Origin of the sequence: Buttiauxella sp., from assembly GCF_035271705.1 — a bacterium.
Lineage (GTDB): Bacteria > Pseudomonadota > Gammaproteobacteria > Enterobacterales > Enterobacteriaceae > Buttiauxella.
Window position 1 is genome coordinate 1 of sequence record NZ_DATERI010000054.1, and the last position, 17,752, is coordinate 17,752.

The following is a 17,752-nucleotide window of genomic DNA, read 5'->3' on the forward strand; positions in this document are numbered from 1 at the left end:
CCTCAACTGACTAAACGTTTGGGTGTTCACCAACGTGTAACTTATTATTTGGGTAAGCTTTTAATGAAAACTTTTACAGCTAAACCAGAAACCGTACAGCGCGACTGGTATGTTGTTGACGCGACCGGTAAAACTCTGGGCCGTCTGGCTTCCGAACTGGCTCTGCGCCTGCGCGGCAAGCATAAAGCGGAATACACTCCGCACGTTGATACCGGTGATTACATCATCGTTCTGAACGCTGATAAAGTTGCTGTAACCGGCAACAAGCGTACTGACAAAGTGTATTACCATCACACCGGTCACATCGGTGGTATCAAACAAGCGACCTTTGAAGAGATGATTGCCCGCCGTCCTGAGCGTGTGATTGAAATCGCGGTTAAAGGCATGCTGCCAAAGGGCCCGCTGGGCCGTGCTATGTTCCGTAAACTGAAAGTTTACGCGGGCACCGAGCACAACCACGCGGCACAGCAACCGCAAGTTCTGGACATTTAATCGGGATTATGGCAATGGCTGAAAATCAATACTACGGCACTGGTCGCCGCAAAAGTTCCGCAGCTCGCGTTTTTCTCAAACCGGGCAGTGGCAAAATCATTATCAACCAACGTTCTTTGGAACAGTACTTCGGTCGTGAAACTGCCCGCATGGTAGTTCGTCAGCCGCTGGAACTGGTTGATATGGTTGAGAAATTCGATCTGTATATCACTGTTAAAGGTGGTGGTACTTCTGGTCAGGCTGGTGCGATCCGTCACGGTATCACCCGCGCTCTGATGGAGTACGACGAGTCCCTGCGTGGCGAACTGCGTAAAGCTGGTTTCGTTACTCGTGATGCTCGTGAAGTTGAACGTAAGAAAGTCGGTCTGCGTAAAGCACGTCGTCGTCCTCAGTTCTCCAAGCGTTAATTGTCATCTGCTATTTGCAGAATACAATTTGCGAAAAGCCCGGTCTTGTACCGGGTTTTTTTATGCCTAAAAATTATATTTACTGTTGCTAACGTCATGATAGTAATTACTTTTCAGTCAAATTGTAGATCCACTCCCCACAAAACCCGTAAAATCTGGTAAACTATCAACCAATTTTCTGCCCAAAGGTCAACATCAGTTTGTTTTCGCCTCGTTTTCTGGCGACTGATGGTATTCCGGCGCAATGGGTATCGAACGGTCAGGTTAGTTGCCGCTTGCGGCTATTAGCAGTAATTATTCTGAATAAACTTGGAGGTTTTCATGGCTGTCGCTGCCAACAAACGTTCGGTGATGACGCTGTTTTCCGGTCCTACTGACATCTATAGCCATCAGGTACGTATCGTACTGGCCGAAAAAGGTGTTAGCGTTGAAATTGAGCATGTGGAAACGGATAACCTGCCTCAGGATCTGATTGACCTCAACCCAAATCACAGCGTACCGACCCTGGTTGACCGCGAACTTACTCTGTGGGAATCCCGCATCATCATGGAATATCTTGATGAGCGTTTCCCGCATCCACCATTAATGCCGGTTTACCCGGTTGCTCGTGGTGAAAGTCGCCTGTACATGCATCGTATCCAGAAAGACTGGTACACCCTGATGCACCTCGTGATGAACGGTTCTGCTCAAGAAGCTGATGCTGCTCGCAAGCAATTACGTGAAGAATTGCTGGCTATCGCACCTGTATTTACTCAGAAACCTTTCTTCCTGAGTGATGAGTTCAGCCTGGTAGATTGCTACCTGGCGCCATTGCTGTGGCGTTTGCCACAAATGGGTATTGAACTAGCAGGCGCAGGTTCTAAAGAGATGAAAGGCTACATGACTCGCGTATTTGAGCGTGATTCATTCCTCGCTTCTCTGACCGAACCTGAGCGTGAAATGCGCCTGCAAACTCGGGGCTAATTGATGGATATGTCACAATTGTCACCACGTCGTCCGTATCTACTTCGTGCGTTCTACGAATGGCTACTGGATAACCAGCTCACTCCGCATCTGGTGGTGGATGTGACATTGCCTGGCGTACATGTCCCGATGGAATATGCACGTGACGGGCAAATTGTCCTGAATATTGCACCGCGTGCAGTAGGAAACCTGGAACTGGCCAACAACGAAGTGCGTTTTAATGCGCGCTTCGGCGGTATGCCGCGCCAGGTATTTGTTCCTATGGCTGCAGTTCTGGCTATCTACGCGCGGGAAAATGGTGCTGGTACCATGTTCGAGCCTGAATCCAATTATGACGAAGCCGGTGAAAGTCATAACGATATTGAGCCGTTGCCATCTGATTCAGAAATGGTGATGCAAGTGATCGATGGCTCACGCCCTGATCATGACGAAGATGACAACAGCCCAGATGATGATCCTCCTCCACGAGGTGGCCGTCCGGCACTGCGTGTGGTGAAGTAACTCGCGAATTCATGCAATTAAAATGCAAATCGAAGCCAGTCTAATGACTGGCTTTTTACTATCCATTCAGCGTTGATGAATATTGCGAGCACTATCGCGCGTGATGAGCATAAAAAAGCCCGGAGATACGAATATCTCCGGGCTTTTTTTCTTCTGTCGTTTGGGTATGCGAAACGCTGCCCGAACTACATTACACTTCGAGGAAGTTCAGGATCCCGTCAGCCGCTTTGCGGCCTTCAGCGATTGCTGTAACCACCAGGTCAGAACCACGAACAGCGTCGCCGCCTGCAAAGATTTTCGGGTTACTGGTCTGGAATGGATTGTCGCTGCCTTCTGGTGCCAGAATACGGCCCTGGCTGTCGAGTTCAACGCTGTGTTTTTCCAGCCACTGCATAGCATGTGGACGGAAACCAAACGCCATAATCACCGCATCGGCAGGCACTACGTGCTCTGATCCGGCAACGATTTCTGGACGACGACGGCCATGTGCATCTGGCGCACTCAGTTCGGTACGGGCAACTTTCACACCCGATACGCGACCGCTAGCGTTAACTTCTACACCCAGTGGTTGTACGTTGAACTGGAATTCCACACCTTCTTCACGCGCATTTTTCACTTCGCGCTTAGAACCTGGCATGTTCTCTTCATCACGACGATAAGCACAGATGACGTGCGTTGCACCCTGGCGAATAGCAGAACGCACGCAGTCCATCGCAGTATCACCACCGCCAAGTACCACAACACGTTTGCCTGCCATATTCACATACGGCTCTTCTGGTGAGTCAGTGAAACCCATGATCTGTTTGGTATTAGCGATGAGGAACGGCAGGGCATCATAAACGCCCGTCGCATCTTCATTTTCTAAACCACCACGCATCGACTGATAAGTACCCACACCCAGGAATACGGAATCAAATTCACTCAGCAGGTCGTCAATCTGTACATCACGACCCACTTCAGTGTTCAGTTTGAACTCAATACCCATCCCGCTGAAGATTTCACGGCGCTTAGTCATCACTTCTTTTTCCAGCTTGAACGCCGGAATACCGAAGGTCAGCAGGCCACCGATTTCTGGGTGACGGTCATAAACTACCGCTTTCACGCCGTTACGCGCCAGCACATCAGCACACGCCAGCCCCGCAGGGCCTGCGCCGATAATGGCGACACGTTTGCCGGTTTGCTTCACGCCAGTCAGGTCTGGTTTCCAACCCATCTCAAGCGCTTTATCGTTGATATAGCGCTCGATATTACCGATGGTGACGGCACCAAACTCGTCATTGAGCGTACAAGAACCTTCACACAGACGGTCTTGCGGGCAAACACGGCCACACACTTCCGGCAGGCTGTTTGTCTGGTGAGACAGTTCAGCAGCTTCAATGATGCGCCCTTCATTGGCCAGCTTCAGCCAGTTTGGAATGTAGTTATGAACCGGGCATTTCCATTCACAGTACGGGTTACCACAAGACAGGCAGCGGTCTGCCTGTGCTTTGGCCTGGCCTTCTGAGAACGGCTCGTAAATTTCCACAAATTCAATTTTACGGATCTTGAGCGGTTTCTTTGGCGGATCAACGCGCTGTAAGTCGATAAATTGATAAACGTTTTGACTCATCGTGACCTCTTACTGCGCCTGCACCCGCAGCTCGGCGGCGCTTCGACTACGGTGACCCAACAATGCTTTGACATCACTGGACTTCGGTTTAACCAACGTGAATTTAGAAGCAAATGCTGGCCAGTTTGCCAGAATCTCTTCGCCACGCTGGGAACCCGTCAATTGCACATGCTCGGTAATCATTCCGCGCAGGTGTTCTTCATGAATGGCCAGCTCTTCAACGTTGATAAGCTCAACCAGTTCAGGGTTAACACGTTTACGGAAATCACCGTCTTCATCAAGAACGTAAGCGAAACCACCCGTCATACCTGCACCGAAGTTCACGCCTGTCTTGCCGATGACGCAGACAATACCGCCAGTCATGTATTCACAACCGTTATCGCCAATGCCTTCAACAACGGTAATTGCACCGGAGTTACGCACCGCGAAACGCTCGCCCGCACGGCCAGCAGCATAAAGTTTGCCGCCCGTTGCACCGTACAAACAGGTATTACCGATAATGGTCGCTTCGTGGCTGCGGAAGGCGGAACCCACCGGAGGACGCAAAGAGATCAAACCACCGGCCATACCTTTACCAACATAGTCGTTAGCATCGCCAGTCAAGTGCAGTTCAACGCCACCGGCGTTCCACACACCGAAGCTCTGCCCAGCAGTGCCACTGAAATGCGCTTTAATAGGATCAGCTGCCAGACCCTGGTCGCCATTGTGCTGGGCGATATAACCCGACAGCATGGCACCAACAGAACGGTCAGTGTTGCGGATATCAAACCAGAACGTTTTGCTCTGTTTGTCGTCCACATACTGCTTCGCCTGGCTCAGCAACTGAGCATTCAGGTCACCTTTATCAAATGGCGGGTTATTTTCGGTGCAGTACACCGCTTTGCCCGGCATTGGTTCGGCAGTTTTGAGCAGGTTAGACAGATCCAGGTTTTGTTGTTTAGCCGTGAAACCGTCCAACTCTTTGAGCAGGTCAGTCCGGCCAATCAAGTCTACCAGGCGCTTAACGCCTAACTGCGCCATCAACTCACGTGTTTCACGCGCAATGAATTCAAAGTAGTTAGTCACTTTAAATGGCAAGCCGTGATAGTGGTTTTTACGCAGTTTTTCATCCTGAGTTGCAACACCGGTTGCGCAGTTGTTCAGGTGGCAAATACGCAAGTATTTACAACCCAGCGCAACCATTGGGCCGGTACCGAAACCAAAGCTTTCTGCGCCAAGAATCGCGGCTTTGATGATGTCGAGACCCGTTTTCAGGCCGCCATCAACTTGCAGGCGGATTTTGTGACGCAGGCCGTTAGCCACCAGTGCCTGTTGTGTTTCCACCAGACCCAGTTCCCACGGGCAGCCCGCATATTTCACTGAAGACAGTGGGCTTGCGCCAGTACCACCGTCGTAACCGGCAATAGTAATCAAGTCTGCGTAGGCTTTCGCCACACCGGTTGCGATGGTGCCAACACCCGGTTCGGAAACCAGTTTGACCGAAATCAACGCTTTCGGGTTGACCTGCTTGAGGTCGAAAATCAGCTGCGCCAAATCTTCGATAGAGTAAATATCGTGGTGTGGCGGAGGAGAAATCAGTGTCACACCTGGTACGGAATAACGCAGTTTTGCGATATATGGCGTGACTTTATCGCCCGGCAACTGACCGCCTTCACCAGGCTTAGCACCCTGAGCGACTTTAATCTGGATAACATCAGCATTGACCAGGTAGGCCGGGGTCACACCGAAGCGACCAGAAGCCACCTGTTTGATACGGGACACTTTATTGGTGCCGTAACGCGCAGGGTCTTCACCACCTTCGCCTGAGTTGGAGTTACCGCCAATGCTGTTCATCGCTTCAGCCAGGGATTCATGCGCTTCCGGGCTTAATGCACCGATAGACATTGCGGCAGTATCGAAGCGTTTGTACAGCTCAGTCGCTGGTTCAACATCTTCAATTTTGACCGTTTCACCTTGTGGATCCAGGGCAAGCATATCGCGCAGTGTTGCCACTGGGCGCTCGTTAACCAGCTTCGCGTATTCCTGGTAATCTTTGTAATCGCCACTGTTCACCGCTTTTTGCAGTGTTTGCACCACATCAGGGTTGTAAGCGTGATACTCGCCACCGTGGACGTATTTTAGCTGACCACCTTGATCCAGTGGCTTACGCGCTAACCAGGCACGCTTGGACAGATTCAACAAATCTTGCTGGAAGTCGTTGAAACCAGCACCGCCAATACGGCTCACAACGCCCTGGAAGCACAGTTCAGAAACTTCTTTGTGCAGGCCAACCGCTTCAAACAGCTTCGAGCAACGATAAGAGGCGATAGTCGAGATGCCCATTTTGGACATGATCTTGTACAGCCCTTTGTTGATGCCGTTGCGGTAGTTTTGCATCACTCCACGGTAAGATTTTTCAATCGCACCGTTGTCGACCAACTTCGCCAGTGTTTCGTAAGCGAGGTATGGATAGATTGCAGTGGCGCCAAAACCAAGCAGTACAGCGAAGTGGTGCGGGTCACGCGCACTTGCGGTTTCAACAATAATGTTCGCATCGCAACGCAGGTTCTTTTCAACCAGGCGAGTCTGGATAGCACCCACCGCCATCGGAGCCGGAACCGGCAAACGATTATTAGCGATGTTACGGTCAGAAAGCACCAGCAAAACAGTACCGTTGCGAACCATGCGTTCAGCTTCGTCACACAGTGCATTCACGGTTTCGTGCAGCGATTGAGCGGAAACATCGTAAGTGATGTCCAGCGTATCGGCACGATAGTGCTGCTCTTCAAGTGAGGTGAGCTGCTGGAAATCAGACCACAACAGAATGGGTGATTTGAAGCTCAAGCGGTGCGCTTGGCCTTCTGCTTCACAGAAGACGTTCATTTCACGGCCAATACTGGTCGCCAGAGACATCACGTGTGCTTCACGCAGCGGATCGATTGGCGGGTTTGTCACCTGCGCAAACTGCTGGCGGAAGTAATCGTAAATAATGCGTGGCTGGCTGGAAAGTACGGCAAATGGAGTATCATCACCCATTGAACCTACAGCTTCCTGGCCATTTTCACCTAACACACGAAGCACAGAATCCAGTTCTTCAACACTGTAGTTAAACTGTTTCTGGAAGCTTGCAAGGCTATCGTCATCCATTTCGCGAGTGCCGACTTCTTCGTCTGGCAAATCTTCAAACGGGACTAAACGGCGAACGTTATTTTCCATCCACTCTTTATACGGGTGGCGGCTTTTCAGGTCGGCATCGGTTTCAGCTGAATGCAGAATGCGGCCAATACGCGTGTCGATAACCATCAACTCGCCAGGGCCGACGCGTCCTTTTTCTATCACTTCGTCAGGCTGGTAATCCCAGATCCCAACTTCGGACGCACACGTGATCAGCTTATCTTTGGTGATGACGTAGCGTGCTGGACGCAGGCCGTTACGGTCCAGGTTACAGGCAGCATAGCGCCCATCAGACATAACGATACCGGCTGGACCATCCCACGGCTCCATGTGCATGGAGTTAAAGTCGAAGAAGGCACGCAGCTCCGGATCCATGTTCGGGTTGTTCTGCCAGGCTGGTGGCACCAGTAATCGCATGGCACGAACGATATCCATCCCGCCGGCTAACAGCAGTTCTAGCATGTTATCCATTGAGCTTGAATCGGAACCGGTTTCGTTGACGAATGGTGCAGCGTCATGCAAGTCCGGGATCAGCGGGGTCTGGAATTTGTAGGTACGTGCCCGCGCCCATTGACGGTTACCGGTGATGGTATTGATTTCACCATTGTGCGCCAGGTAGCGGAACGGCTGAGCCAGCGGCCAGCGTGGAACGGTGTTGGTGGAGAAACGCTGGTGGAACAGGCAAATTGCAGATTCCAGGCGTAAGTCCGCCAGGTCCAGGTAAAAGCGCGGCAAATCTGCCGGCATACACAGACCTTTATAGATGTTGACCAGGTTTGAGAGACTACATACGTAGAATTCTTTGTCCTGAATGCGCTTCTCAATGCGGCGACGGGCGATAAACAGGCGACGTTCCATATCGCGTGGACGCCAGCCAGCCGGAGCATTAACAAAAATTTGTTCGATGCGAGGCTTTGAGGAGAGGGCGATTTCACCGAGTACGTCTTCATTAGTTGGCACTTCGCGCCAGCCAACAATCGACAGGGTCTCGTTTTGCAACTCTTCTTCAACAATGCGGCGGCTAGCACTGGCCAGCGCATCATCTTTATTTAAGAAAATCATGCCGACGGCATAATTTTTAGCCAAACGCCAACCACGCTCTTCCGCAACAATTCGGAAGAAACGGTCAGGTTTTTGCAACAGCAGACCACAACCATCACCGGTTTTACCATCGGCGAGTATTGCTCCACGGTGTTGCATTCGGGCCAGTGCGTGAATAGCAGTACGCACTACCTTGTGGCTAGGTTCGCCTTCTATGTGGGCGATCAGGCCGAAACCACAGTTATCCTTCTCAAGGGATTTATCGTACAACATATCAGTGAACCTCCCCAGGCTCTACGTGACTCCTCACCAACCGTTTGCGTCCAGACGTAACAAGGGCATGGCGACGGGGTTTGCGCATCTACGCTAACCTCGCGTGTCGCCCTCTTGATGTCTAACGCATCCGGTTTCACAAGTGTTGAGGACTTGCTTTAGAGGGAATCTTAATTACTGCATAAATATGATGGGCACAGAACCCATCCAGAAAGCTTCCAGCGGATTTCCAAGTTATCGGGAAAGCGCACACAGGTCAAATGGCATTCTTATTTATACGAATATGTGCTAAACACCTATTAACATCATGAAAATAAACATTTTATTATCAATTTTATCGTATTTAAGCGGCAGGGAAATCCCCTGGCTTATGTGATCTCTCTCACTATCTGCGGGGCTGCAAAATTCCAGACCATGCTGGCAATGCTTGGATTGGCAGGATCTTGTGCTGCAAACGGGGTCTGGCGTGTTGTATGACACTGTTTTTCGCAGGGGAGCATATTCTTTAAAAATAGACGGGCAATATAAGGAAAAGTAATCATCTGATGGGTGCGTAAAATCGCAATAATTTTGCATTTCTATGCACTAGGTAAAGCTGCGCCAGAGCGATTGATCCAGGTCATCGCTAAAATGGGCAGAAAATGGCAGGCTACATCCCTTTTACAGGGCGGCCCATCAGATTATGCAGTTACAAAAATTAGTCAATATGTTTGGTGGGGATCTTCAGCGTCGTTATGGCCATAAGGTCCATAAACTCACGCTGCACGGCGGTTTCAGTTGCCCCAACCGTGACGGTACCATCGGGCGAGGTGGCTGTACTTTCTGCAACGTGGCGTCTTTTGCTGATGAGACTCAACAACATCACTCTATCGCCGAGCAACTCGAGCGCCAGTCACTGTTGGTTAACCGTGCGAAACACTATCTCGCATATTTCCAGGCCTACACCAGTACATGGGCAGAAGTGCAGGTGTTGCGCTCGATGTACCAGCAAGCCGTGGCCCAGGCCAGTATCGTCGGCTTATGTGTCGGCACGCGGCCAGATTGCGTGCCGGATAGCGTGCTTGATTTGTTAAGTGAATATCATGACAAGGGCTATGAAGTCTGGTTAGAGCTGGGCTTGCAGACAGCACATGACAAAACGCTGCATCGAATTAATCGTGGGCATGATTTTGCCTGTTATCAGGAAACCACGCGTCGTGCCCGTGCGCGCGGTTTGAAAGTGTGCAGCCACCTGATTGTTGGCCTGCCAGGCGAGGGTCAGGAACATTGCCTGCAAACGCTGGAAAACGTGGTTGAGACTGGCGTCGATGGCATCAAACTTCACCCTCTACATATCGTCAGCGGCAGCACGATGGCTAAAAGTTGGCAGGCTGGCCGTCTGCAAGGCATCGAATTGGATGAGTATGCGACCATCGCAGGCGAGATGATTCGTCATACCCCGCTTGATGTTGTTTATCATCGCATTTCTGCAAACGCTCGTCGTCCAACCCTGCTGGCACCGTTGTGGTGTGAAAATCGTTGGACTGGAATGGGGGCAATCGATAAGTATCTGACTGAACGTGGTACTCAAGGTTCGGCGCTCGGAACGCCCTGGGTCCCAGCAATTCTGTTGTAATCCCTAAGCGTGCGGTATATTTAGCTGATTGAAGACGAGGGAAACGTTCCATGAAGCAAATCCGGTTACTGGCGCAGTATTACGTTGATTTGATGGTGAAGCTCGGGTTAGTGCGCTTCTCTTTGTTGCTGGCTTCCGCATTAGTGGTGCTGGCTATTGTGGTGCAAATGGCCGTGACGATGCTGTTGCGCGGCCAGGTTGAAAGTATTGATGTCGTTCGTTCTATCTTTTTTGGCCTGTTAATTACCCCCTGGGCCGTCTATTTCCTTTCTGTGGTGGTTGAACAACTCGAAGAGTCGCGCCAGCGGTTGTCAAAGCTGGTGCAAAAACTTGAAGAGATGCGCGAACGTGACCTGAAACTCAATGTGCAGCTTAAAGACAACATTGCGCAATTAAATCAGGAGATTGCCGATCGCGTTAAAGCAGAGGACGAGCGTCAGACCATGCTTGAGCAGTTAAAGGTTGAGATGCAAGAGCGCGAAGAGACGCAAATCCAGCTGGAGCAGCAATCGTCATTTCTCCGTTCTTTCCTCGATGCGTCGCCGGATCTGGTTTTTTATCGCAATGAAGACAAAGAGTTTTCAGGGTGTAACCGTGCCATGGAATTGCTGACAGGCAAAAGTGAGAAGCAATTAATCAGCCTGAAGCCTGAGGATGTGTATTCGCCAGAAGCGGCACAGAAGGTGATTGAAACCGACGAAAAAGTGTTTCGTCATAACGTGTCCCTGACCTACGAGCAATGGCTGGATTATCCTGATGGCCGCAAAGCCTGCTTTGAAATTCGTAAAGTGCCGTACTATGACCGCGTTGGGAAACGCCATGGTTTAATGGGGTTTGGTCGCGATATTACCGAACGTAAGCGTTATCAGGATGCGCTTGAACGTGCCAGTCGGGATAAAACCACTTTCATTTCAACCATCAGCCATGAGTTGCGCACACCGCTTAATGGTATTGTTGGGTTGAGTCGTATTCTGCTGGATACCGAACTGAATCCTGAACAAACCAATTACCTCAAAACCATCCATATTTCGGCCATTACGCTTGGTAATATTTTTAACGATATTATCGATATGGATAAACTGGAACGCCGTAAAGTTCAGCTTGATAACCAGCCCATTGATTTCACCAGTTTCCTCGCCGATTTAGAAAATCTCTCCGGTTTGCAGGCACAGCAAAAAGGGCTGAAACTGGAAATGAATCCTACGTTGCCACTGCCGCATAAAGTGGTGACGGATGGAACGCGCTTGCGTCAAATACTGTGGAATCTCATCAGCAATGCCGTGAAGTTCACCCCTAAAGGTGGCCTCGTTGCCGTTCGGGTGTGTTATGAGGAAGAAAACACGCTGCGCTTCGAAGTTCAGGATTCCGGCATTGGTATTCCGCAGGACGAACAGGATAAGATCTTCGCCATGTATTACCAGGTGAAAGACAGTCATGGTGGTAAACCCGCGACCGGTACGGGGATTGGGTTGGCGGTATCGCGCCGTCTGGCTAAAAGTATGGGCGGCGATATCACTGTTAGCAGTAAGCCGGGTGAAGGCTCGCTGTTTACCTTGACGATTCAGGCTCCTCGCGTCGCGGATGAAGTCGAAGATACGCTTAACAATGACGAAATGCCGCTGCCTGCGTTGCACGTGTTGCTGGTGGAAGATATTGAGCTCAATGTCATTGTTGCACGTTCGGTGCTTGAGAAACTCGGTAACAGCGTAGATGTCGCTATGACGGGTAAAGAAGCGCTAGAAAAATTCACCCCAGGGGAATATGACCTGGTGCTGTTGGACATCCAGTTGCCTGATATGACGGGCCTGGATATTTCCCGGCAGCTGACAACGCGTTACGCGCGCGCGGATTTGCCACCGCTGGTGGCATTGACTGCTAACGTATTGAAAGATAAAAAAGAGTATCTGGATGCTGGCATGGACGATGTGCTGAGCAAACCCCTATCGGTTCCGGCGTTAATGGCGATGATCCAAAAATTCTGGGACAACCAACAGTCAGAGTCTAAGAAGGAGTCTCAAGTGCCTCAAGTTAATAGTGAAAAGCAGCAAGCATTGCTCGATATTCCGATGCTTGAGCAGTATATGGACCTCGTCGGGCCAAAACTGATTACCGATGGGCTGGCGATGTTTGAAAAAATGATGCCAGGTTACCTGAGCGTGCTGGACTCCAATATGACTGCCCGCGACCAAAAAGGGATCGTGGAAGAAGGTCATAAAATTAAAGGGGCTGCGGGTTCTGTTGGGCTACGTCACTTACAACAAGTCGCTCAGCAAATTCAATCGCCGGACTTGCCTGCATGGTCAGAAAATGTGGGTGAGTGGATTGAAGAGTTGAAACTGGAATGGCAACACGATGTGGATGTCCTGAAAGCTTGGGTGGCGAACGCTCCTAAAAAATGACCCCGGATAAACCGGGGTGCGCTAATTCTGCGCCAACACCAGGGAAATAGTAGGTTGCGCCATTAAGTTATAAGTCATTATCCAAATGGCGCAGCCGATAATCTCATGCGCTATTGAGGCATTAAGATAGCAAATCTTAAATGCTTTGTTACGTGAATCAGTAAAATGTGTGAAGCATAGCGATCAAATCGTCATAACTGATGAGAATAATTGCATGATGAAAAGGAATGGCCGAATGAAGAAGATTGGTGTGGTGCTCAGTGGCTGCGGGGTCTACGACGGAAGCGAGATTCAGGAAGCTGTCATTACCTTGCTTGCTATTGCTCGTTCAGGTGCTGAGGCGGTCTGTTTTGCACCCGACAAACCTCAATCAGATGTCATCAATCATCTGACTAATAATGAGTCTGTTGAGCATCGTAATGTGCTTGCCGAAGCCGCACGAATCACCCGTGGTGCTGTACGGCCATTGGATCAGGCCGATGCCAACGAACTCGATGCTTTGATAGTCCCTGGCGGATTCGGCGCGGCTAAAAATCTGTGCAACTTTGCAAGTCTTGGCAGCGAGTGCCAGATTGATAGTGATTTGCTTCGGCTGGCCAGAGATTGCCATGCCCAAGGGAAACCTCTCGGGTTCATCTGCATTGCCCCTGTGATGCTGCCAAAGATTCTTGATGTGCCGGTGCGTTTGACCATTGGTACAGATATCGACACCGCCGAGATCGTCGAAGAGATGGGGGCCGAACATGTTCCGTGCCCGGTCGATGATATTGTGGTCGATGAAGAGCACAAAGTAGTGACGACACCGGCTTACATGTTAGCGACACGCATTGATGAGGCCGCTTTAGGCATCGAAAAACTAGTGGCTCGCATTGTGGACATGACTGCATGAAGAAAGGGCGTATTGCGCTCTTGAGTTTCTTCAAGCGCTGGCTGTTGCGTGGCTTGTTGGCACTGGTGGGGATTTGGTTCGCGGGAATCATCCTGTTTAGCTTTATACCGGTGCCGTTTTCAGCGGTGATGGTAGAGCGGCAGTTCAGCGCCTGGTTCAGCGGTGATTTCAGTTATGTTGCACACTCGGATTGGGTGAGCATGGATGAGATTTCGCCGTGGATGGGGCTTGCGGTCATCGCTGCAGAAGATCAGAAATTCCCGGATCACTGGGGATTCGATATTGTTGCGATTGAAAAAGCTTTTGCTCATAACGAGCGCCATGAAAATCGTGTTCGTGGGGCCTCGACACTGTCCCAACAAACGGCTAAGAATCTGTTCCTTTGGGATGGGCGTAGCTATGTACGCAAGGGCCTGGAAGCGGGGTTAACACTGGGCATGGAAGTGGTCTGGACGAAACGTCGTATCCTGACCGTTTACCTGAACATTGCCGAGTTTGGCGAAGGGGTTTTTGGTGTGGAAGCCGCTTCGCAGCGCTATTTTCATAAACCAGCAAGCCGCCTGACCATGTCTGAAGCTGCATTGCTGGCTGCTGTTTTACCCAATCCTATCCGCTTTAAAGCGAATGCCCCGTCAGGTTATGTGCATCAACGCCAGCAATGGATTTTGCGCCAGATGCGCCAGTTAGGCGGCGAGTCATTTATGGCGCAGCATGAGTTGAAGTGAGTTAGTCTTCATCAAAACCCGCATTGAACAGCGCGATAACCGCATTCAATGCTTGTTCTTCTTCTGGGCCTGTGACTTCAATTTCAATGTGGCCGCCTTTGGCAGAATCCAGCATCAGTAGCGCAATAACGCTATTGGCTTCAGCTTCTGTACCTGCCTCGTTGCGCAGCATGACTTCGGCATCAAAGCTTTGTACCAGTTCGAACAGCTTCATTGCTGGGCGTGCATGCATACCCAGTTTGTTGGTTATCTCAACGGTCTGTTTTACGGTCATGTTTTGCGTTTTTCCAGCGTACGGTGACGGGATTGCACGTTCTTGCCGCGTGAGCGGAAATAATCTGCCAACTGTTCAGCGATATAAACTGAGCGGTGTTTACCACCGGTACAACCAATCGCCACAGTCAGGTAACTGCGGTTGTTGGTTTCCAGCATAGGCAACCATAGCTCAAGATAGCTGCGCGTCTGGTAGATAAAATTGTGGACTTCGGTATGACGGTCGAGGAACGCAGCAACAGGCCTGTCGAGACCCGTCATCGGGCGCAACTTTGGATCCCAGTGCGGGTTTGGCAGGAAACGCACATCGAAAACGTAATCCGCATCGATCGGAATACCATGTTTAAAGCCAAATGACTCGAACACCATGGTCAGCTCGCGCTCACGTTTGCCGAGCAAACGGGTACGCAGCATTTCTGCGAGCTCATGCACCGACATCTCAGAGGTATCGATGATCAGATCGGCCCTGGATTTCAATGGCTCCAGCAAATCACTTTCTTCATCTATCGCACTTTCCAGCGATAGGTTCTTACTTGAAAGCGGATGCAAGCGGCGTGTGTCACTATAACGACGAATCAGCGTGTTGCGATCGGCATCAAGGAACAGCAACTGTGGCGAAAATGTGTCAGGCAGGTTAGACATTGCTTGTTCAAAAATTTCCGGGTTTTCCGGCATGTTACGCACATCAATGCTGACTGCCGCAGAAATTTGGCGTTCTGCGAGAGTTTTGGCAAGATCAGGCAACAACACTACTGGCAGGTTATCTACACAGTAGAATCCCATATCTTCTAGTGCACGCAAGGCTACAGACTTCCCTGAACCAGAGCGGCCGCTGACAATCATCAGCACCATGTTATCACTCCCCCAACATCTCTTGCTGTGACACATTTGGTCCCGCAGCCAGATTATTCACTTTCACTACCTTGTTCTGTGTCGGTAATGATCTGATAAAGTTCTTCATCACTCTGAGCAGCACGCAGGCGTCGGCAAATCGTTTTGTCAGCCAGACGTTTTGCTACCAAAGATAAAGTATGTAAGTGCGTTTTTGTTTGATCCGCAGGGACAAGTAGCGCAAACATCAGGTCAACCGGCTGATTATCGATGGCGTCAAAGGCGATAGGGGTTTCCAGTTTAATAAAGACCCCAACGGCACGAGTCGTATCTTCTTCCAGTTTCCCATGGGGAATGGCGATACCATTACCGATACCAGTACTGCCCATGCGTTCGCGCGTCAACACGGCTTCAAACACCACTTGTGATGGTAAGCCGAGCTGTTTTGCTGCCAGTTCACTGATGATTTCCAGTGCACGTTTTTTACTCTGGCAATGTACATTGGTACGGGTACATTCCTTGTTCAGGACATGACTAAGTTGTAGAGCAGAATCGTTGTTCATCATAAGTTCACCTAAGCACCCTGTTATGCTAACGGCCCGCTACTCCACGCAACGAGCCGTCTTTACCCTTCATACTTCAAGTTGCATGTGCGTTGGCTTCCTCGCTCACCCCAGTCACTTACCAGAGTAAGCTCATGGGGATTGACTGTGTAGCCGCCTTTGTGCAACTCGAATTATTTTGGGTAACTGCTTAAACAGTTGCCCGGATTATCAGTGTTGTTTTAGTTTATCTTTATGTTTGGTTAACTGGCGTGCCAGTTTATCAATCAGACCATCAATCGCCGCATACATATCCTGGCCTTCCGCACTGGCATGTATCTCACCACCATTTATATGCAGCGTTGCATCGGCAATATGCGTGACTTTTTCCACTTTTAACACAATATAGACTTGGTTAATTCTATCGAAGTACTGCTCCAGTTTGGCAAACTTCGTACTCACAAAATCGCGTAGTGCGTCAGTGATTTCGACGTTATGTCCTGTAATGTTGAGCTGCATAGTGTCTTCCTTATCGGTTAAGTCAAACCAACTGCTTACGTTGGTTCGACGGTGGTATGGATAAAGACTCTCGGTACTTCGCAACGGTGCGGCGTGCCACCATGATCCCCTGATCGGATAGCATAGTCGTTAACTTGCTATCACTCAGGGGTTTCACAGGGTTTTCCGCAGCAATTAATTTCTTCACCAACGCACGAATTGCCGTCGAGGAGGCTTCACCCCCACCTTCAGTATTGACGTGGCTTGAGAAGAAATACTTCAATTCAAAAATGCCGCGTGGGCTGTGCAGATATTTCTGCGTGGTCACACGGGAAATGGTCGACTCATGCATTTCGACCACTTGGGCGATATCAGCAAGAACCATCGGTTTCATGTGTTCTTCGCCATGCTCAAAAAAGCCCTGCTGTTGTTCTACAATACAGCGGCTAACGCGCAGCAGCGTGTCATTCCGGCTTTCCAGACTCTTAATCAGCCATTTTGCTTCTTGCAGGTTAGTACGAATAAATTGCGAGTCGCTGTCGTTGCGGGCGTTGGTGCCCATCGCAGCGTACTGTTGGTTTATTTTCAGGCGTGGAAGGCTGTCGGCATTCAGTTCTACTGTCCAGCGATCCTGTACTTTTTTCACCAGAACATCTGGGATGACATATTCCGGTTCACCGGTCTGAATGGATTGCCCAGGACGTGGGTCAAGAGACTGAATCAGGCACATTGCTTCTTTCAGCACTTCTTCTTTCAGACGAGTGACGCGCATCAGGCTGCGGAAGTCATGGTTAGCGAGCAAATCCAGGTGATCGCTGACAATTAAGCGGGCTTCTGTTAGCCACGGTGTTTCGCGGGCGAATTGTGAAAGCTGGATCAGCAGGCAATCGCGCAGATCGCGTGCCGCGACACCCACGGGATCGAAACGTTGTACGCGTTTGAGTACGGCTTCCACTTCGTCGAGGGTGATTTCGTCATCGCCCATGCTTTCCAGAATTTCTTCCAGGGAAACGGTGAGGTAACCCATTTCGTCAACGGCATCGACTATAGAGGTCGCTATCGCCGTGTCGGTTTCTGAAAAAGGAGTGAGGTCGACCTGCCACATTAAATAATCTTGCAGTGACTGTGTCGTTTCACCCTGATAAACCGGCAATTCATCGTCGATGTAATCTGTTCCGGTTGCTGATGATGTACCGGCGGTGTAAATTTCATCCCAGCTGGTATCCAACGGCAACTCGTCTGGCATCTCTTTTTGTTCAAGTGCCTCACGAGTATCTAACGCTTCATTCTCTCGAACTTCCTGAGTCTCAATTTCTTCATGCACATCGGTTTGCTCAAGCAGTGGGTTATTTTCCAGTGCTTGCTGAAGTTCTTGCTGTAGCTCTAACGTCGACAGTTGCAACAGACGTATCGCCTGTTGTAGCTGGGGAGTCATAGCAAGTTGTTGGCTAAGCCGTAATTGCAAACCTTGCTTCATATTCAGAGAGAGCTTCCTCAGGTAAATACTCGTCATAATTCGAATTGCAAGGGCGTTGGCTGTA

Annotated in this window: 15 protein-coding genes; 8 read left to right on the forward strand and 7 right to left on the reverse strand. The window is 50.2% G+C overall.

Translation table 11 applies throughout. From position 1 onward, the window contains the following. The first annotated feature begins 63 nt into the window (after positions 1-63). The 4 genes from rplM (at position 64) to sspB (ending at position 2,363) form a co-directional block, all read left to right on the forward strand. Complete coding sequence (gene rplM, locus VJY99_RS04505; protein ID WP_324116807.1) at positions 64-492, forward strand: 50S ribosomal protein L13; 429 nt, start codon at positions 64-66, stop codon at positions 490-492. A gap of 14 nt (positions 493-506) precedes the next feature. After that, the gene (rpsI, locus tag VJY99_RS04510) at positions 507-899 is read left to right on the forward strand and encodes a 30S ribosomal protein S9 (RefSeq protein ID WP_324116723.1); all 393 of its coding nucleotides are present in this window, start codon (positions 507-509) and stop codon (positions 897-899) included. Positions 900-1,220: 321 nt separating this feature from the next. Further along, entirely contained in the window at positions 1,221-1,862 is a 642-nt protein-coding gene (gene sspA / locus VJY99_RS04515) for a stringent starvation protein SspA (RefSeq protein ID WP_324116724.1), read from the forward strand. A 3-nt stretch (positions 1,863-1,865) separates the two neighbouring features. Next, positions 1,866-2,363, forward strand: a complete 498-nt coding sequence (gene sspB, locus VJY99_RS04520) for a ClpXP protease specificity-enhancing factor (protein ID WP_324116726.1) — start codon at positions 1,866-1,868, stop codon at positions 2,361-2,363. A gap of 190 nt (positions 2,364-2,553) precedes the next feature. Here the strand turns inward: sspB and VJY99_RS04525 are convergent, their stop codons facing one another. Together VJY99_RS04525 and gltB are read right to left on the reverse strand one after the other, a co-directional pair. Further along, positions 2,554-3,972, reverse strand: coding sequence for a glutamate synthase small subunit (locus VJY99_RS04525; protein ID WP_324116728.1), 1,419 nt, complete (start codon positions 3,970-3,972; stop codon positions 2,554-2,556). A 9-nt stretch (positions 3,973-3,981) separates the two neighbouring features. Beyond that, complete coding sequence (gene gltB / locus VJY99_RS04530; RefSeq protein WP_324116730.1) at positions 3,982-8,439, reverse strand: glutamate synthase large subunit; 4,458 nt, start codon at positions 8,437-8,439, stop codon at positions 3,982-3,984. A gap of 682 nt (positions 8,440-9,121) precedes the next feature. Between gltB and VJY99_RS04535 the strand changes: the two genes are divergently transcribed. From VJY99_RS04535 to mtgA, 4 genes are all read left to right on the forward strand, one after another. Beyond that, a complete protein-coding gene (locus tag VJY99_RS04535; protein ID WP_324116731.1) occupies positions 9,122-10,054 on the forward strand; it encodes a TIGR01212 family radical SAM protein in 933 nt (310 codons plus the stop codon). A 50-nt stretch (positions 10,055-10,104) separates the two neighbouring features. Then, positions 10,105-12,453, forward strand: a complete 2,349-nt coding sequence (arcB, locus tag VJY99_RS04540; RefSeq protein WP_324116733.1) for an aerobic respiration two-component sensor histidine kinase ArcB — start codon at positions 10,105-10,107, stop codon at positions 12,451-12,453. 235 nt (positions 12,454-12,688) lie between these two features. After that, positions 12,689-13,342 carry an isoprenoid biosynthesis glyoxalase ElbB gene (gene elbB, locus VJY99_RS04545; RefSeq protein WP_324116809.1) on the forward strand — a complete coding sequence of 218 codons (654 nt, stop codon included), beginning with the start codon at positions 12,689-12,691 and terminating at the stop codon, positions 13,340-13,342. Next, entirely contained in the window at positions 13,339-14,067 is a 729-nt protein-coding gene (mtgA, locus tag VJY99_RS04550; RefSeq protein ID WP_324116735.1) for a monofunctional biosynthetic peptidoglycan transglycosylase, read from the forward strand. The genes elbB and mtgA overlap by 4 nt, the downstream gene beginning before the upstream one ends. Before the next feature lies 1 nt (position 14,068). Here the strand turns inward: mtgA and npr are convergent, their stop codons facing one another. From npr to rpoN, 5 genes are all read right to left on the reverse strand, one after another. Beyond that, entirely contained in the window at positions 14,069-14,341 is a 273-nt protein-coding gene (npr, locus tag VJY99_RS04555) for a PTS phosphocarrier protein NPr (protein WP_064543100.1), read from the reverse strand. Beyond that, the gene (gene rapZ, locus VJY99_RS04560; protein ID WP_324116738.1) at positions 14,338-15,192 is read right to left on the reverse strand and encodes an RNase adapter RapZ; all 855 of its coding nucleotides are present in this window, start codon (positions 15,190-15,192) and stop codon (positions 14,338-14,340) included. The genes npr and rapZ overlap by 4 nt, the downstream gene beginning before the upstream one ends. Before the next feature lie 53 nt (positions 15,193-15,245). Then, the gene (gene ptsN / locus VJY99_RS04565; protein ID WP_324116740.1) at positions 15,246-15,737 is read right to left on the reverse strand and encodes a PTS IIA-like nitrogen regulatory protein PtsN; all 492 of its coding nucleotides are present in this window, start codon (positions 15,735-15,737) and stop codon (positions 15,246-15,248) included. 207 nt (positions 15,738-15,944) lie between these two features. Then, positions 15,945-16,232, reverse strand: coding sequence for a ribosome hibernation promoting factor (gene hpf, locus VJY99_RS04570; RefSeq protein WP_324116742.1), 288 nt, complete (start codon positions 16,230-16,232; stop codon positions 15,945-15,947). Between the two features lie 22 nt (positions 16,233-16,254). After that, positions 16,255-17,688 carry an RNA polymerase factor sigma-54 gene (gene rpoN / locus VJY99_RS04575; RefSeq protein ID WP_324116744.1) on the reverse strand — a complete coding sequence of 478 codons (1,434 nt, stop codon included), beginning with the start codon at positions 17,686-17,688 and terminating at the stop codon, positions 16,255-16,257. Positions 17,689-17,752 lie beyond the last annotated feature (64 nt).

What these genes read in the sequence shown, in the direction of transcription:
- rapZ (WP_324116738.1), bottom strand. Translation starts at nt 15,192, where the DNA reads ATGGTGCTGATGATTGTCAGCGGCCGCTCTGGTTCAGGGAAGTCTGTA.
- gltB (WP_324116730.1), bottom strand. Translation starts at nt 8,439, where the DNA reads ATGTTGTACGATAAATCCCTTGAGAAGGATAACTGTGGTTTCGGCCTG.
- hpf (WP_324116742.1), bottom strand. Translation starts at nt 16,232, where the DNA reads ATGCAGCTCAACATTACAGGACATAACGTCGAAATCACTGACGCACTA.
- ptsN (WP_324116740.1), bottom strand. Translation starts at nt 15,737, where the DNA reads ATGATGAACAACGATTCTGCTCTACAACTTAGTCATGTCCTGAACAAG.
- sspA (WP_324116724.1), top strand. Translation starts at nt 1,221, where the DNA reads ATGGCTGTCGCTGCCAACAAACGTTCGGTGATGACGCTGTTTTCCGGT.
- VJY99_RS04525 (WP_324116728.1), bottom strand. Translation starts at nt 3,972, where the DNA reads ATGAGTCAAAACGTTTATCAATTTATCGACTTACAGCGCGTTGATCCG.
- elbB (WP_324116809.1), top strand. Translation starts at nt 12,689, where the DNA reads ATGAAGAAGATTGGTGTGGTGCTCAGTGGCTGCGGGGTCTACGACGGA.
- rpoN (WP_324116744.1), bottom strand. Translation starts at nt 17,688, where the DNA reads ATGAAGCAAGGTTTGCAATTACGGCTTAGCCAACAACTTGCTATGACT.
- sspB (WP_324116726.1), top strand. Translation starts at nt 1,866, where the DNA reads ATGGATATGTCACAATTGTCACCACGTCGTCCGTATCTACTTCGTGCG.
- rpsI (WP_324116723.1), top strand. Translation starts at nt 507, where the DNA reads ATGGCTGAAAATCAATACTACGGCACTGGTCGCCGCAAAAGTTCCGCA.
- mtgA (WP_324116735.1), top strand. Translation starts at nt 13,339, where the DNA reads ATGAAGAAAGGGCGTATTGCGCTCTTGAGTTTCTTCAAGCGCTGGCTG.
- VJY99_RS04535 (WP_324116731.1), top strand. Translation starts at nt 9,122, where the DNA reads ATGCAGTTACAAAAATTAGTCAATATGTTTGGTGGGGATCTTCAGCGT.
- rplM (WP_324116807.1), top strand. Translation starts at nt 64, where the DNA reads ATGAAAACTTTTACAGCTAAACCAGAAACCGTACAGCGCGACTGGTAT.
- arcB (WP_324116733.1), top strand. Translation starts at nt 10,105, where the DNA reads ATGAAGCAAATCCGGTTACTGGCGCAGTATTACGTTGATTTGATGGTG.
- npr (WP_064543100.1), bottom strand. Translation starts at nt 14,341, where the DNA reads ATGACCGTAAAACAGACCGTTGAGATAACCAACAAACTGGGTATGCAT.